This is a genomic window from Roseomonas elaeocarpi, assembly GCF_042433915.1.
GTDB classification, from domain to species: Bacteria; Pseudomonadota; Alphaproteobacteria; order Acetobacterales; family Acetobacteraceae; genus Roseomonas; species Roseomonas elaeocarpi.
Map to the genome: position 1 here is coordinate 16519 of NZ_JBHLUN010000001.1, position 15398 is coordinate 31916.

Genomic DNA, 15398 nt, shown 5'->3' on the forward strand with positions numbered 1-15398 from the left:
TCTGCACCGTAATTGCTGCGCGGTACCCAATCGCGTTGGATGAACAAATTTGTTAGATCTGCTCGGTCGCCGCGTCTCCGTGAGTGTTTATCGATTGTTGGTGCCAAAAAATTCAAAGGGGATTGCGCTGCAAGAACATCGAAAGCGCTGTCCAGGCGTTCAGAGATACCGGTGTTCATGAGAGTCTAGATAGCTATGGTCCGAACTCAGCGGCCCAAGGAAAGCTTTCCCGAAGCCGATGACTCCGGCAGCGCCATGATCTGTGGGTTGGGCGGACAAAGCTGCTTCGCAGCTCGCAGCCATGGTAACCCGGTGCGTCCTCCGGACCGAAGCGGTGGTGTCCTGCGCGATCGGTACCAGGCGCCAGGACATCCACGGGGCAGGCAGCCGAAGGCCTCGGGCCCAAGCGTTCAGGCTGTCTCATTGCGTCACGCAAGGCATTTGAGTCGCTAAAAAAAGAGCCCTATTGCTTCTGCTGATGCTGAATTGGGCCGGTTGATCAACGGAACGCTGGTTCGGAAGGGCAGGTTGCGAAATAGGTGCCTGCGAGAGCTATCATCATCTTAATACGGGATGTAAGACATCACGGCGACCGAGGCATTTGGAATACCGGGATGATTGAGCTGGAAACGGAGACCCATGTCGTCGTCAGGTCCACCGCCAGGTTTCGCGAAATGCTTCGCGATCATCATATCTATACCATCGAGGACATAAATCGAGACCGGCTGCACGATCGTCACCTTGTGCGCTTCAGAAAAGACTGTGTCGTAGAGCCCTATGTCGGATGGTATCAAGGGGATAACCTTTGCAGCATGGGGGCTTTCACTTATTCCCATTCCCCCCTGTCGGCTGAAATCAAGCTGGGCCGTTACTGCTCGCTCGGCGGCAGGATCGCCTGGCCTGGCAGCAGGCACCCGATGCAAGCCGTCAGCACGAGCACAGCTTTCTACTTCCCCAGAAGTGCCCAGGTCGGAGCCGCGTGGCGAGACATCGGCGCGGCCAGGCCATTCCCGAAAATTCCCAATCCTGATCGAGCGGCACCGGTGATTGGTCACGACGTCTGGATCGGACAGGACTCCGCTTTCTCCAACGGGGTGAGCATCGGCAATGGCTGCGTTGTTGGAACGCAGGCACTGGTGACGAAGTCCTTCGGTGACTACTCGGTGATCGGAGGAAATCCGGCGCGGCGGCTGAAAGGAAGGTTCGATGATGATCTTTCTGCAGCCTTGGCAGCAACGAAGTGGTGGCGCCTCGGACTCGATGCTTTGAAAGGCTTGCCCGTCGATGACCCTGAGTCCTTTGTCAGGGAGGCGGAACGGCTGAAAGATGAGCCCGATTGGCGGCCCGTATCGCTGAACGTCTGGGAAGTCACTCGTACTTTTTTGTGAAAAATTAGAAGTAGAACGTTCTGATAAGTAGTGACGTTAATCGCGCAAAAGTTGAAATTTTCTCTCTATGGTTGTAAATTTCGCCTTCTGGTTTTGCTTTGGCTTCCGCTTTCAACATTATCGTGCTTCGGCAATGTTTTTGCTCTTTGTCATGCTACGATGGGTTCACTCGCCTCTGGTTGCAAATGAGAGCATGTACCTGCCCATGGACGAAGAACACAGCATGGCAGCCCGGATCCGGGTTCTTGAGCAGGTCGTTATCGCTCTCCTCCACCAAGCGCCGGCTGAGGCGCTGGTCGAGGCGCGGCGGAGCTTGGGAGGAGAGGCCTCCGAGGACCTGCGCATCGCGATCGAGGCCGGTCTCGAGAATGAAGCCCAGAACTTCGGTGTCTAGCTTCAGTCAGGGCTGATGCGAGCCGGTCAGGATCGAGCTCCGGCAGTCACGATCCTCTCTCGCCCGCATTGGCCGTTCGCTGTTGGGCCACTTGGATCAGCGGTCCGCGTGAACATGCTCCGCGGAGGCACCACTTCCCCACCGCAGGCGATGGATGAAGCCGTGCCGTCACGCGCGTCCACCCAGTGTGAGGAAAGCCGCGGCGACAGCGTCGCGGATGGCGGTCATCCAAGCCGCTGCACTTCATCCCACAGGTTGAGCACTGCAGGCTTCCAGGCCTGGGCAGAGGCAGAACCGCTCTCCCACTGTTCCACGAAAGCTGCTGGGTCGTGCATGGGATAAGCGGCGAGGTCCTTTGGCGAGAGCTGCCACCACTCCGTGGCTGCCATCTTCACCCCTAGTTCGCCCGGGAAGCGGGGTCTGACGGCTCGGGCCGGAATGCCGCCGTACAGCCAGAAGCCGTCGAGCTTCGTGCTGACCATCGCGTTGCGCAGGATGATCGCGCCGTCGCCAACCACGGCGCCGCGGTTCAGACCGACCTCCGCGGTCAGCCAAACGTCGTTGCCGATCACGGGTGCCGGTTTCTCGTGAAACGGCATACGCTTCCAGGGCCAGCCATGCTCCATCTCTGCGGCCGCGACGGAAGAGAAGATCACCCGCCGGTCGTAGAAGGCCGGACTGGTGCTCACGGCGGCGATGGGATGTTCACTGCCGATGCCTTTCAACCCCCCGGCAATGGAGCAGTACCGGCCGACGCGCATGCCCAGCGGCATGGGTGAGTGGGAGTAGCTGAAGGCGCCCATGGTACAGAGCGTCTCACCCCTGAAGAAGGCCGTGTATGGCTCTATCAGCGTGTCCTTGGTGAAGGAAACAACAGTGTTGTCCCCCCACCGCTCGTAGGACCCATTGTCGGCGATGAAGACGTGGTGGTCTGCAAGGAGCTGCCGAAACCTGGCATCCACCTGAACGACGGCGATCGTGGGTGTTTCGCGTAAAAGCATATTCTGAAGAATGGAACTTCAATCATCGCGTGTCCAGGCAGCGCCAAGCTACTCGCCCGATAGGCTTGGTGGTCCGCCGGCCGACGGACGTGTCGGCTGCTTGGTCGGTCTCCGTTATCCGGCCTGCCCTGGAACCTGCCTGAACATTCCGCTGGCACCTTCTTCCGGTGCGAAGACACTGGTTGCGAGGGATCTGCTGCAGCGCTCAGCGGTGAAGGAGCGAGCATCGTTTCCGCACCCAACATGCCGCGGGCCTGCGAGCGACAGGCCGAGCGTCACGGCGCTCCGCACCGCATGCGCAGAAGGGGTGGTCCCAACGACGATGATGGTGTGGTGATGTGCCGATGGCTCGCCGCGATGTGCAAACCGCCATGCCGGCAACACTGGAGCTTCCCCAGGTCAGTTTTCGCGTCCAGGCGAGGCGGCCTGCGGAATACGTCCTGGGACGCGCTTGGTCAGCTTCGGCGCCGATGCCCACGTCGCCGAGCGAGAGGGCCGGACGACCCCAGCCTTAGGCAGCCCTCGCAACGACCGCTCGAAACGTGCGAGCGGCCGCTGCGGTTCGGACTGGGTCTTATCCCGATGGGCCACAGAAGCCAGGCGTGGACCACGATCCGCCCGAGCTATCCCGGACCCCACGGAGCGGCACCATGGACCACGACCGCACCGTTCATGAGGCCGCCAGCAGGCTCGGAGGCATACGCCGGTCCAGCCCCGCGGCTTTGATGATCTGCTGGAGTTTGCCGAAGCTCTCCCTCCAGAGCAGCATGGTGACTCTGGCGGTGGGCGGATTGGCGTACATATCCCTGGCAGCATTGCCGATGAGTTCGCTGTATTCTCCCGCGGACTTGGCTGCCTGCTCCAGCGTGCTGGCAGCAACGCGCGCATCGAAATGGCGATCCGCCCCGTCGAGGCGAAACAGCCCTATCATGACCAGGGCCGGCCAGATATTCTTTCTTGCGGCATCCGTAAGGTCACGCAGGGTTTCCCCGTAAGCTGTTTCCGCTTCCGCGGCATTCAGGTAGCCCTGAACTCCATTCCTGAACAACCAGCCGCGCATGATCTGTGCATCGGAACTTCTGCCTTTTGCCGCAGCGCCGATCAGAATCCACGCGTCCCTGAGGCCTGTTGGATCGTTGCTCATCAACCGCTTCATGCCACACCAAAACAAGACGGTGGCTTCAAGCGATGCCATGATCAGGTTCGGCCTGTTGATCACGTCCTGTGCGATCGCACCGTAGGCCGGATCGACGTAGGAGATTCCCAGGTCGTTGAGGACCTTCGAGAACTGCGCGACAAGAACAGCCTTAAAATCCTGCTCCCTCTGCGATGATGCGGGCGCAGCGATACTGCGACTTCTTCCGATAAAGGGCTTGAGGTCCTTGTTGGCCATGATGGCAACCATGGGACTGTCTTGCGAAAAAGCTTTCTCGATGAAGTCGAGAGTTTCCTGACCATTTTCCGGGCTGAATCGCCAGCTGGAGTATCCGCCGTCGGCAATATCATTCGCGGCGTCATCGAACGACGTGCTGCCGCTTTTCCTGTTTATGCCATCATTCAGCAAACGGTCGAACAGGATGGAAGACGTGGCCCTGGTTCCGCGGAACCCCGCGATATACACGGTGTCGACCAGGTGACGCTCCGGTCGGCCGGTCAACAATGGCAGAAGTGGCCCGGAAGGCTGCGGCAGGCGACCCGAAAGGTCTCGCCCGCACAGGAAGCTACTCGCGTGAATCGCAGCATGCAGAGCCAGAAGCCTGGCGAGGGGAGAAGGCAAATCCTCCGTCCCGCGATTGGACCAGACCACCAGGGCATGGCTGATGCTGTAATGTGAGATCTGGCTGAACAATTCGAGCAGGAAGACATTGTTCTGGTAGAACGGCCAGGAAAGAACCCTGAGTTCCGGGGAGGCGATCGGGTTAAAGAACACTTCCTCGAAGTGCCTTGCCACGCCCATTGCGGCAAGAAGGTCATCACGATCGCCGAAGAAGCAGAAGTCGCTCATCCACATAAAGGCTGTGGACGAGTAACCCAGGATCGAGATTTTATTCCTGAAAGGGGATTTGAACTGGCCGATGTCGGTCGTCCTGGAGAGCGGCTGATCCAGCGCATCCTCCAATGTACCCATCAGCTTGAGGGTCTTGTCCGTTCGACAGCGAAGCACCCGCGAGCCTGGCGGACAGGCCAGGAGTCCTGCCATCACGCTCTTAAACTGCGCGTGAATGGCACCCTTTCCAAGATCTTCCGGCGTCGTACTTTGCACCACCAATATGCCGCTGTCGTCCAGGATCGCTGCAAGTCCCGGAATTGACGCAATCTGCCCGGCCCAGGTGGAAACGATAATGTGGCTCGCCCGGCCTTGCCGCACCAGCGACAGGGCACGTTCAACTGTGGCCAGGAACTCCAGCGGTTCTCTGATGGCACCTGTGATCAGAATGACATTGAGCGCTGACGGGCTGCCATCATCTCGTAACATCGGTGGGACTCCAACAAAGCATTTCGGTCTTTACGTTCACGTCCGGCGGTAAGCACACCGGGATGTCCGAGTGGCTGCGCTCAGCAAAATTATCATGAGCCATGTGCATCAACATGGCGCGAGAAAGAGAGCCTGTTCGTTAAGCGGCCGGATAAAGCGAATGGCGGGAATTCTGATGATGCTGGCATCAAAGGCATCGCTGCCAGCGGCGCGAGGTACGGGCGGCTTACTAGGCGCTACCGGCATCAAGCCCGACCTCGAGGCACATTCCCTCGTTTCGTGGACCACCGCCCGGGCGAGTTGCGCCCGGCCTTCAGGCGGTTTGCCTGAGTGCTTTCTGTGTGAGGGTGTTCCGGAACCTCGTTCCTCTTGAGCTCGCTCAGGAGCCGGAACTGCGGTGACCATGATTTCTTCCCTGACAGGGCAGGCGTAGCTCGGGCAGGTACCGCCGCGGAAGCGAGGTCATCGCTGATGGTCCGTTGGGAGGGGGGAGCACAGATCACCGCGTGGTTCCGGTCGGGCGCTTTGCCGGTCGGCTCGTGCGGCTGGGCCCAGACCATCTGCGGGATCCGTCCCGCGGCGCAGTCAGATGGCTTCGGCGCCGGCGCTCTCCGGCGTCGCGCGACGAAGCCGGAAGGCTCAAGGAGCGCGCAACCCAGCAACGGCAACCGGGGACGTGCCAGCAGCCGGAAGGATCCGGTGCGTGGCTTGCCTCGGTGTTGCGACAGTCCGCTGCAGGCGCTCGAACCGATGCCTGTCCTCCATCATGAACGATCCGACCGCGTCCCGGCCACGTGCCGTAGCGGCGGCATCTCATGGGAGTGAGGACAGGCCGTCAAGTTCGGCTGCTATTCCTCCCAGCGGACGCCGGTTCTGACGACGCGGGCCGGCGTGCCAACCGCCAGGCTGCCGTCCGGAATCGAGCCGTTCACCAGTGACCGTGCGCCCACGACCGAGTCCGAACCCACCTCGGCGTTTCTGAGCAGCAGAACATCTTCGGCCATCCAGACGCGGTCCCCCACGACGATGTTGCCGGGCGGGTTGATGGCCTCGCCCGATGCTGCGTCCAGGATCCGGTGACTGTCCGAGGTTCTGAACTTGACCGAGGCAAACAGGCAATCATCCCCGATCACCACGTTTCCCCCGGCAACATTCATGAAAATGCCGGTTCTGGCCCGGAGATTGCGCCCGATCAGGACGGAAACATTGGGAGATTTGAGATGCACGTCGCCCCGCATGATGCAGCGCGGTCCGATCACGACCTTGCAGCCAGGGGACCTGAAATGGACAGTCAGTCCCGAGAGCTGGCATTCGTCACCCACCTCGATCGAGCAGTCCACGCTGTAGAAATGGACGCGAAGGCCTTCGGGGCTACCGACGACTTTGTTCCGCTCGACGTTGCCGATAATTTCCAAGGTTTTGTCCTTTCTTGTCTTCGCCCGGAACTCTGTGCCGTTTGCTGCCGTGATCGATCCAGGATGGACAAGCGGTGGGTGCTTCGTGGCGGAACGAAAGGAACGCGATGCGGTTCCCGACGTCCCGGATGTATTATGAGGCGTAGCCGGTGTGGCCGCGGCCAGCAACGACCTGGAGCGACGCGCGGGGTGTGCAATCCAGGCACCGCGACAATGTGAGAGCCCGCAGCGGAGCGGATGGACGGCTGCTGCCACGATCGGACCGATCGCGGACCCGGCTCCTCGGTTGCAACAACCCGGAACGATCCCCCCACGATCTCCCGGCCGCGCCGGGCGCTCCCGCCAACTCAGACCGCCAGGTTACCCGGTGGACAGGCGGCTTGGCCCACCCGCCAGACCCGTTGCCGGCAAATAGATGCATCTTCCGATGGTGGTACTTCCAAAGAGCCGCGCCCGCCGCCTGCCACTGCCGAATGGATCAATCGTCAACCGCGAATGACATGGTTATGGCTCGGGAGCATCGGGTTTCACCGGAAACTGGCGGGGACGGTATTCGTGATCACCGACATCGAGCAGCTGCCTGATCACGCAGTGCTCCAGGCCGATATCTGCATCGTGGGCGCCGGTGCGGCCGGCCTCCTGATCGCGCGTGAGTTCCTGGGAACGGCGACGCAGGTCATCCTGCTCGAGAGCGGGGGGCTGGGCGCGGAAGATGCCACGCAGGCGCTGAGTGCCGGCGAGGTGAGCGAGGGGGCGTTCCGCGGCCTGCAGGCGGGCCGGTCGCGCGTCCTGGGCGGCACCACGACGCTGTGGGGCGGTCAGTGCATCCCGCTTGATCCCATCGACCTCGCGGAGCGACCCTGGGTGCCCTTCAGCGGCTGGCCGATCGGCCCGGACGAGCTCGCGCCCTTCTACGAGCGGGCGAAGCAGCACCTGCGGATCGAGCAGGACGAGTATGACCAGCCCGTTTGGGAGCGATTCGGCCTGGGCAGCCTGGTTCTGGATCGTGCCAAGCTGCAGGCGGTGCACGGCGTGTTCATCCGCCAGCCCGATCTGGGCCGCCGCTTCCGCGAGGAAATCCGGGCGGCGGATAACGTGCGCGTGCTGCTGCACGCCAACGTGCGCTCGATCGAGACCGATGCCAGCGGCGTTCAGGTAAGCCGCGTCGCCTTCTGCAGCCTGGGCGGGCGGCGGGGCTCCGTGGCGGCGAGGCGTGTCGTGCTCTGCGCCGGCGCCATCGAAAACGCCCGCCTGCTGCTGCTGTCCGACAGCAAGCATCCGAACGGGTTGGGCAACGACCGCGATCTGGTGGGCCGCTTCCTGCAGGATCACCCCTGCGGCCGTACCGCCACGATCGAGACGACCGATCCGCGCCGCCTCCAGGACCGTTTCAACCTGCTCTACGGCAAGCGCGCCAACTACCTTCCCAAGCTGGCGCTGAGCGAGGCCGTCCAGCGCGAGCAGAAGGTGCTGAACTGCGTCGCGCGCCTGGAATACGAGTACGAGGCGGATTCGGGCATGCAGGCGGTGCGCGACCTGATGGAGGCCGCTCGTGGCCGCCGCTGGCCCAAGGGCCTCGGCGGCACGCTGGCGCGTCTGGGCCGGGGAAGCCCGGCCCTCGCGGGCGATGCCTGGCGGGTGCTGGCCAAGGGCCTTTCACCGGCGCCGCGGCCGCGCCGGATCCACCTGGAAGTGTTCAGCGAGCAGACGCCGCAGCCCGACAGCCGCGTCGTGCTGGGCCGGGGCACCGACGCGCTCGGCCTGCGCAAGGTGCTGGTGGACTGGCGGCTGGACGACCTCACCTGGCGCACCTTCGGCGTGTTCTCGCGCACCGTGCGCGACGAGTTCGCGCGCCTGGGCCTGGGCGAGGTGCGGCTGCTGGACTGGCTGGATGCCGAGGTGCCGCCCCGCTCCGCCGTGGTCGATTCCTATCATCCGGCGGGCACCACGCGCATGGCGCGCCACGCCGCCGGCGGTGTGGTGGACATCAACAGCCAGGTCTTCGGCGTGCAGGGCCTCTACGTGACCGGAAGCTCGGTGTTCCCCACCTCGGGCGCCGCCAACCCCACCTTCACCATCGCGGCGATGGCGCTGCGCCTGGCGGCGCGCCTGAAGTCGGAGATCGCGACGCGCAACGTCGTCACGGTGCAGCAGTGGCCGGCGCGGGCGGAGGCGACGGGTGCGGGCTGAGGCGGTTCCCGGCCGGGCCACCGACATGACGACAACATCCATGCCGGGCACAACCGTGCTGGCGCGGCGCTTCCCCGTGCCGGCATTGCTGTTGAAGCCGGCCGTCTTCGGCAGCCTCATTCCCACCGTGACCGCGCTGAACGCGCTGGTCGGGTTGCTGCTGCCGATGCTGATGACCCCGGGTCAGTTCGGTGAGTACTCCCTGGTGGTGACCCTGTTCCAGTACGGCCTGATCTTCGACCTCGGTGCCTCGCAGCTCGCCGACCGTCGTATCCCGGCGCAGCTGGGCGGCAACCGGCCCGAGGAAGCCGAGCGCCTGGGGCAGCGGCTGCTCTGGCTGCGGCTCTACATCGCGGCGGCGACGGCCGTGGTGCTGGTGCTGGTGCTGACGACGCTGGCGGTTGCGCGGGGACTGCCGTTCAGGCTGGAGGCCGCGCTGCTCGCCGGGCTCGCGGGCCTGCTCTACATGGTGTCGCTCGGTCCGGCCTGTATCTATCGCGCGCGATCGCTGCGGCGGAACTACGCCGTATCCATCGCGGTGCTGTCCTCGGGGCTGGTGGTCGCCCGGCTGAGCGGCATGCTGCTCGGCGGCACGGTGGGCTGCTTCGTGGCCCTCGGGCTGTGGTACGGCGCCTTCGCGGTGTTGCTGCACTGGCAGATGCCGCCGCGCCTCGCCGAGCGGCCGGGCCCGACGGAAGCGGTCCTGCTGGTCGGGCAGGGCCTGGCGCTGTTCGCCACCTCCTTCATGTGGGCCTTCCACGTCACCGCCAACCGCTGGTTCGCGGCGCAGGTCATTCCCGCCGGTGACTTCGGGCAGTTCGCCTTCGCGGCCAATATCTTCGCCCTGCTGGTCGGAACGGCGTCCGGCTTCAGTGCCTTCTACTATCCGAAGTTTATGGAGCGGCTGGCGGGCGCCGCGCCCTTCGCGCTGTCGCGCCTGCTGCTGCGGGACTGCGCCCGGCTGCTGGGCGCCACGGCGGCGATCACGGCGGTCGGGCTGCTGCTCGCCGGTCCGATGGTCGGCTACGTGTACCCGGCCTATACCCACAGCGCCGCCGACGTCCGCGTCCTGCTGGTGGCCGTGCCGCCGCTGGTGCTGGCCTCGTGGCTGATGCCGATCTCGCTGTCGGCGGGGCGGCAGCCTTGGATCGACGGGCTGGTCGTGTATCCCGCGGCCACGGTGCTGCTCTGCGCGGCGATCTTTCTGCTGGTTCCTCTTTACGGCGGCCTCGGGGCCGGTGCGGCCTCCACGCTGAGCAGCCTGCCGCTCGTGGCAATGCAGCTGCTGCTGCTGAGCCGTGCCCGGGTCCTGCGTGCGCCCGACGCCGCGGCGCTGTTCGGCGTCGCGCTGCTGGGCTGCGCCGGCCTCGCGGCTCTTGCCTGGATGGTGGGCGCATGAGCACGTCTCAGAACAGCGGCCTGCGGGTCGCCGTCACCGGCGGCGGGGGCTTCATCGGCGGGCGCCTCGCGGCGCTGCTCAGGCATGAGCCGGGCATCGACGAGGTCCGTGTCCTGGTCCGGCGTCCGTCCGATCAGCGCAACGCCGTGGTGGCACGGCTGGACGACGCGGCGGCGCTGCGGCAGGCCCTGGAGGGCTGCCACGCCGTGTTCCACTGCGCTTTCGACTTCTACGACATGCCTTCCAATCTCCGCATCGCCGAGGCGATGGCCGAGGCATGCCTGAAGAACGGGATGCGGCTCGTCCACCTCAGCACCGCCGCGGTGTACGAGCCGTTTCGTGACGGCGAGCTGCGCGAACACGAGCCCGAGACGCAGGGTGGCTCCGACTACAAGGACACGAAGCTCGCCATCGAGCAGGCGCTGCTCCGGCGCGCGCGGGAAAACGGGCTCCCGCTCGTGATCCTGCAGCCCACCGTGGTGTACGGGCCCGGCGGTGGCGCCTGGACGGATGCCCCGGTGCAGGAGCTGCTGACGGGCCAGGTCGTCCTGCCGGACAAGGGCCAGGGCTACTGCAACGCGGTGTTCGTGGACGACGTGTGCCGCGCCGCCATGGCTGCGCTGCGTACCGAGGCCGCGACTGGCCAGCGCTTCCTGATCAGCGGCGCGGGGCCGGTGACGTGGCACGACTTCTTCGCGGCCTACGAGGCGATGCTCGGCACCCGTTCGCTTCGCCTGCTGTCTCGCGCCGAGCTGCCGGTTCCGCGCCAGCCCCCTGACCGTCCCGCCGCCCCTCCACGCAGCTCCGCCTTGTCCGGCGTGAAGCGCTTCCTGGCCCGGCGCATCGGCGCCGGAGCCCGGACGCGGGTCAATCTGCTGCTGCGGCGGCTCCGCCAGCTGGTGCGCGGCGAGGCGGTGCACGTGCCGACGGGCCATAAGCTCGCCCTGTATGCCGCCCGGTGCGAGGTGCGGATCGACAAGGCGCGCGACCGGCTCGGCTACGAGCCGCGCTTCGATCTGCAGGCGGGCATGGCGGCGACGGCGCCCTACGTGCGCAACACCTACGGCGTGCGGAAGCAGGCCTCGTCGCCCGAGCTGGTGCTGCCTTCGCCATGATGCCGAACGGTCGCTTCCTGCCGCGTCATGACACGGTCGTGGCCGCGGCCGCGGTGCTGGGTTTTACCGCCTTGTGCGCGGCTTCCATCCTGTACTCGGCCGACCAGCCGCTCCTGGTTCTCGTGCCGCTCGGCCTGATCGGCGCCGTGCTGGGGGCGTGGGTGGTGGCGATGGCCTTCGCGGGGTCGCCGCTGGCCATCATGGCCTACTTCGCCGTGCTGACCTTCGTGAACGACGGGCAGTTCCGCGTCCGCGGGGCCGGGGAAACCGACGCGGATTGGCAGAGCGCCCTGAAGTTCGCGCTCTGGATCGGGGCCGGGGTGATCGGTGCGGGCCATGTGCGCCTGGCGAAGCAGCTGCTGGGACGGCCGGAGGCCGTGCTCTGGATCGGCTACATCCTGATGGCGCTAGTCTCCAGCCTGTACTCCCCGCTTCCTGGCTACAGCTTCGGTTGTGCCCTGGCGCTTCTCTGCTTCTTCGGCTTCGCCTGCGCCCTGCTCACCCGCCTGTCGGAGAGCCGGGCGCTCTGGACCTTCGCGGTGGGGATGGTGGCGTTTCACATCGGCAGCTGGGTCGCCTTCTACGCCCTTCCCGAACTGGGTTCGGCACCGACCTGGACCCTGAGCGGCACGCTCATGCGCATGTGCGGCCTCGCGGGGCAGGCCACCAACCTTGGCTACCTCGACGCGCAGTTCATCGGCGCCGTGTTCCTCCTGTGGTGGGCGGGGCGCTGCAGCCTCCTCATGGCGGTGTTGCTGATGGGGTTCGGCGCGGTCACCCTGGTGGCCAGCGACTGCCGTACCATGATGCTGGCCGTGGTGCTGGGGATCGCGGTCGTGGTCGCGTCACGCTCGGCCTGGCTGATGGCGCTCACCATCCTCGGATCGCTGCTGCTGGCGGTGCTGTTCATGCTGTTTCCCGGCATTCTCAGTGTGCTGGGATCGCGCTTCAGCCGGTCCGGCGACGCGGCGGAGATGACCACGCTCACCGGCCGGATGGAGATCTGGGACTTCGCGTGGAGCCAGATCAACGAGAGCCCGATCATCGGCTGGGGCTACAACTCCAGCAAGGTGGTGCTGGGACAGCATCTCGGCTTCGAGAACGGACTAGTCGTCGACAACGCGCACAACCTGTTCCTGCAGAGCCTCCTGTCGGTCGGCGCCGTCGGAACCGTGCTGCTGATCGCCATTCTCCTGCTGCTGATCGTGAGGCTGTTCCTGCGGCCGGCACCCATACTCGCGTTCTACACCGTGATCGTGTGCGTCGGTGCGGTGTCCGACACGGTGGCGGTGGGCACCACGCCCACCCTCCTGACGCTGCAGCTCCTGATGATCTCCATCTGGCCCGTGGCGGTGAAGGCCCGCGCCCGCCCGGGCGCATCACCTCCGCCCAGTCCCAGGATCATTCCCGGCGCGGCCTGGCCGGAAAGGCCCGCCCTGGCGCGGACCAGCGCCGCCGGCTGACCGGCGCTTCCGGAGCGCCGGGGCGAGGCGGAGATCGGAGCCGTCATCGGCGTCGCCGACATCATCCGGGTCCCGTGAAGAACCTGGACAGGAAACGTCTCCGCACTATTGCCCAGTGTTAATCACAATGAGCCGTGGAGCATCCCGCCATAAACTGACCCGTCCCGGTTGCAGCCATGCCAGGATCGGCACTCCGACGGAGACGGGGAGCAAGGGAAATGATCCGTAGGATGTCCCGTGCCGCGTGCCAGCCCTCCACGGGCATGATGCGTGGGACGCTCGATGGCGGCGGGTTCCCGGGAACGGAAGCATCGTTCGGTCCGATCCTTCGAGCCGTCGCCGGGGTGCCGCTGCGCAGCCCTCGTGCCATCCTTGCCGGCACCGGCCTCCCGGTGGCCTGAATGCCCGTGCATCCTCTTCCCGCCGATCCTGCCCGGGACGCGGCCAGGCCGCCCGAAGGCAGCAACGGCACGGTGCGCACGGCGCTCCTCACCAACTTCGTCGCGCCGTACCGCGTGAAGCTCCTGCAGAGCCTGCGCGATCAGATCGGACAGCTGCGGATCTTCGTGTCCACGCGCATGGAGCCCGACCGGTTGTGGCAGCCGGACTGGGGCGACCTCGACGTGGTGGTGCAGAAAAGCGTCATGCTGCGCTGGCGCCGTCGCCGATCGAGCAAGGTCATCCAGCAGCTTTTCATCCACGTGCCCTACGACACGCTGCTCCGTCTGTCCGCCTACCGCCCGGACGTTGTGATCTCGGGCGAGATGGGCGCGCGGTCGCTGCAGGCCGCGCTCTACCGCCGCTCCAACCCGCGCTGCCGGTTGATCATCTGGGCGACGCTCTCGGAGCATACCGAACGGGACTGGGGTCCGGCGCGGCGTGCGTTGCGGCGGTTCATCCTTCGCTCCACGGATGCGGTGCTGGTGAATGGGCAGAGCGGCGCGCGCTACATACGCTCCCTGGAGCCCGACCTGCCGATCCAGATCGTCAACCAGCCCGTGGAAACGGCTCTCTTCTCGCGCGCGCCGCTCGAACGATCGTCGGCGGAGGAGCGGCGCCTGATCTTCTCCGGCCGCCTGATCGCGCAGAAGGGCGTCTTCGAGCTTCAGGAGGGCGTGGCCGAATGGGCGCGCGCGCATCCGGAGCGCGAGGTCGAACTCGTCTGGGCTGGAACGGGCGAGGACCACGCGGCCCTGGAAGCGGCGCCAATGCCCGGCAACGTCAGGCAGCGCTTCACGGGACACCTCGACTACGCGGAGCTGGCGCAGCTCTACGCCACCTGCGGCGCGCTGATCCTGCCGACGATGTGGGACGAGTGGGGCCTGGTCGTGAACGAGGCCATGGCCAGCGGCCTTCCCGTGCTCGGATCGGTCTACAGCCAGGCGGTGGAAGAGATGGTGGAGGAGGGCCGGACGGGCTGGATCTTCGATCCGCTCCGGCCCGGAAGCCTGAACGGCGCACTGACGCGGTTCCTCGACACCCCGCCGGACCGCCTGGCGGAGATGCGGCGCCGGGCGCGGGAGCGTGGCACGGCCATCAGCGTCGCCGGCGCGACGAAGCAGATCGCGTCGGTGGTACGCGGCGTGGGCTCGGGTCGCCCGCGGTCGGTCACCGAGCCCGTGTCGGAACGGCGTCGCGCGGGATGAACGGCACGGCCCTCCCTTTCGGCCGCCTCCTGCGACAGATGCCGCTCGCGCGCAGCCTGGCGCTCCCGCTGCTGACGATCGGCCGGCCGGCGGGCGGGGCGGACGACGGTGTGCTCTTCCTTTTCTATCATCACCTGCCGCGCCGGGACCGGGCGCGTTTCGCCCGGCAGCTGACGCGGCTGCGTGACCTCGCCGAGTTCGTCGGCGTCACCGACGCCCTGCGGCTGCTGGCCGGTGGCGGTCCCGACGGGCGCGTGGGCGGCCGTTTCGTCTGCCTCACCTTCGACGACGGCCATCGCGACGCCTACGAGCACGCCGTCCCGATCCTGGCGGAACGCGGCGTGCCGGCCGCCTTCTTCGTCGTGCCCGGGTGGATCGACGCCGGGCGCCCGGACACCGTCACCTGGGCGGACTGCCGCGCTCTCACCGCCGGCGGAATGGAGGTGGGTTCCCATTCCATGCAGCACGACCGCTTCTCGGCCCTTGCCGACGAGGCCGCCGCGGCGGACCTGGCGCTGTCTCGGGCGCGCATAGAAGCGGAGATCCGGCGGCCCTGCCTCCACTTCGCCTGCCCCTGGGGACAGCCCACGCGGGACTTCCGGGCCGAGCGCGAGCCGGCCCTGGCGCGGGCTGCCGGATACCAGAGCTTCTTCACGACGATCCCGCGCCGTGCCGCGGCGGCGACCGATCCCTGGAGCCTGCCGCGGGTGCGCATGGAGCCAGGTTGGGGCATGGCCGAGTTGCGCTACGCCTTTCAACGCTAGGGCGCTGCGCGGGTCCTCCTGCCGACACCCGGGTGAGCAAGGGGAATGCCGGGGCGGACGGGCCAGCGAGCGGAGACGCAGGCGCCCTGCCGGTCAAGGGCGATCACCGCTGCCCAGGCTCAACGTCCGCTGGGCAAAACCCCGGGG

11 protein-coding genes are annotated in these 15398 nt (G+C 66.0%); 8 read left to right on the forward strand and 3 right to left on the reverse strand.

Annotated elements, in window-relative coordinates; genetic code table 11:
- The first annotated feature begins 614 nt into the window (after positions 1-614).
- Both ACFFGY_RS00030 and ACFFGY_RS00035 read left to right on the forward strand, forming a co-directional pair.
- On the forward strand, positions 615-1388 hold the full coding sequence (locus tag ACFFGY_RS00030; protein WP_377042284.1) for an LbetaH domain-containing protein: 774 nt from the start codon (positions 615-617) through the stop codon (positions 1386-1388).
- A gap of 193 nt (positions 1389-1581) precedes the next feature.
- Positions 1582-1782, forward strand: a complete 201-nt coding sequence (locus ACFFGY_RS00035) for a hypothetical protein (RefSeq protein WP_377042285.1) — start codon at positions 1582-1584, stop codon at positions 1780-1782.
- 224 nt (positions 1783-2006) lie between these two features.
- Here the strand turns inward: ACFFGY_RS00035 and ACFFGY_RS00040 are convergent, their stop codons facing one another.
- The 3 genes from ACFFGY_RS00040 to ACFFGY_RS00050 all read right to left on the reverse strand — a co-directional run bounded on the left by ACFFGY_RS00040 (position 2007) and on the right by ACFFGY_RS00050 (position 6674).
- Entirely contained in the window at positions 2007-2783 is a 777-nt protein-coding gene (locus ACFFGY_RS00040; RefSeq protein ID WP_377042286.1) for an LbetaH domain-containing protein, read from the reverse strand.
- A 670-nt stretch (positions 2784-3453) separates the two neighbouring features.
- Positions 3454-5259, reverse strand: coding sequence for a hypothetical protein (locus ACFFGY_RS00045; RefSeq protein ID WP_377042287.1), 1806 nt, complete (start codon positions 5257-5259; stop codon positions 3454-3456).
- Between the two features lie 848 nt (positions 5260-6107).
- On the reverse strand, positions 6108-6674 hold the full coding sequence (locus tag ACFFGY_RS00050; protein ID WP_377042288.1) for an acyltransferase: 567 nt from the start codon (positions 6672-6674) through the stop codon (positions 6108-6110).
- 555 nt (positions 6675-7229) lie between these two features.
- Here ACFFGY_RS00050 and ACFFGY_RS00055 point away from each other — a divergent pair.
- The 6 genes from ACFFGY_RS00055 (at position 7230) to ACFFGY_RS00080 (ending at position 15251) form a co-directional block, all read left to right on the forward strand.
- A complete protein-coding gene (locus ACFFGY_RS00055) occupies positions 7230-8864 on the forward strand; it encodes an FAD-dependent oxidoreductase (protein ID WP_377042289.1) in 1635 nt (544 codons plus the stop codon).
- A 40-nt stretch (positions 8865-8904) separates the two neighbouring features.
- Positions 8905-10263, forward strand: coding sequence for a lipopolysaccharide biosynthesis protein (locus tag ACFFGY_RS00060; RefSeq protein WP_377042290.1), 1359 nt, complete (start codon positions 8905-8907; stop codon positions 10261-10263).
- Positions 10260-11378: an NAD-dependent epimerase/dehydratase family protein gene (locus ACFFGY_RS00065; protein WP_377042291.1), complete on the forward strand. Its 1119-nt coding sequence runs from the start codon at positions 10260-10262 to the stop codon at positions 11376-11378. Before ACFFGY_RS00060 ends, ACFFGY_RS00065 begins: the two co-directional genes overlap by 4 nt.
- Positions 11375-12841 (forward strand): O-antigen ligase family protein, encoded by a 1467-nt coding sequence (locus ACFFGY_RS00070; protein ID WP_377042293.1) that lies wholly within the window; start codon positions 11375-11377, stop codon positions 12839-12841. The genes ACFFGY_RS00065 and ACFFGY_RS00070 overlap by 4 nt, the downstream gene beginning before the upstream one ends.
- Positions 12842-13242: 401 nt before the next feature.
- On the forward strand, positions 13243-14487 hold the full coding sequence (locus ACFFGY_RS00075; RefSeq protein WP_377042294.1) for a glycosyltransferase family 4 protein: 1245 nt from the start codon (positions 13243-13245) through the stop codon (positions 14485-14487).
- Positions 14484-15251: a polysaccharide deacetylase family protein gene (locus ACFFGY_RS00080; protein WP_377042295.1), complete on the forward strand. Its 768-nt coding sequence runs from the start codon at positions 14484-14486 to the stop codon at positions 15249-15251. The genes ACFFGY_RS00075 and ACFFGY_RS00080 overlap by 4 nt, the downstream gene beginning before the upstream one ends.
- Positions 15252-15398: the final 147 nt, after the last annotated feature.

Bases quoted from the DNA above. Each gene is read 5' to 3' on its own strand.
- ACFFGY_RS00075 (WP_377042294.1), top strand. From the start codon at position 13,243: ATGCCCGTGCATCCTCTTCCCGCCGATCCTGCCCGGGACGCGGCCAGG.
- ACFFGY_RS00045 (WP_377042287.1), bottom strand. From the start codon at position 5,259: ATGTTACGAGATGATGGCAGCCCGTCAGCGCTCAATGTCATTCTGATC.
- ACFFGY_RS00035 (WP_377042285.1), top strand. From the start codon at position 1,582: ATGTACCTGCCCATGGACGAAGAACACAGCATGGCAGCCCGGATCCGG.
- ACFFGY_RS00065 (WP_377042291.1), top strand. From the start codon at position 10,260: ATGAGCACGTCTCAGAACAGCGGCCTGCGGGTCGCCGTCACCGGCGGC.
- ACFFGY_RS00070 (WP_377042293.1), top strand. From the start codon at position 11,375: ATGATGCCGAACGGTCGCTTCCTGCCGCGTCATGACACGGTCGTGGCC.
- ACFFGY_RS00060 (WP_377042290.1), top strand. From the start codon at position 8,905: ATGCCGGGCACAACCGTGCTGGCGCGGCGCTTCCCCGTGCCGGCATTG.
- ACFFGY_RS00030 (WP_377042284.1), top strand. From the start codon at position 615: ATGATTGAGCTGGAAACGGAGACCCATGTCGTCGTCAGGTCCACCGCC.
- ACFFGY_RS00040 (WP_377042286.1), bottom strand. From the start codon at position 2,783: ATGCTTTTACGCGAAACACCCACGATCGCCGTCGTTCAGGTGGATGCC.
- ACFFGY_RS00080 (WP_377042295.1), top strand. From the start codon at position 14,484: ATGAACGGCACGGCCCTCCCTTTCGGCCGCCTCCTGCGACAGATGCCG.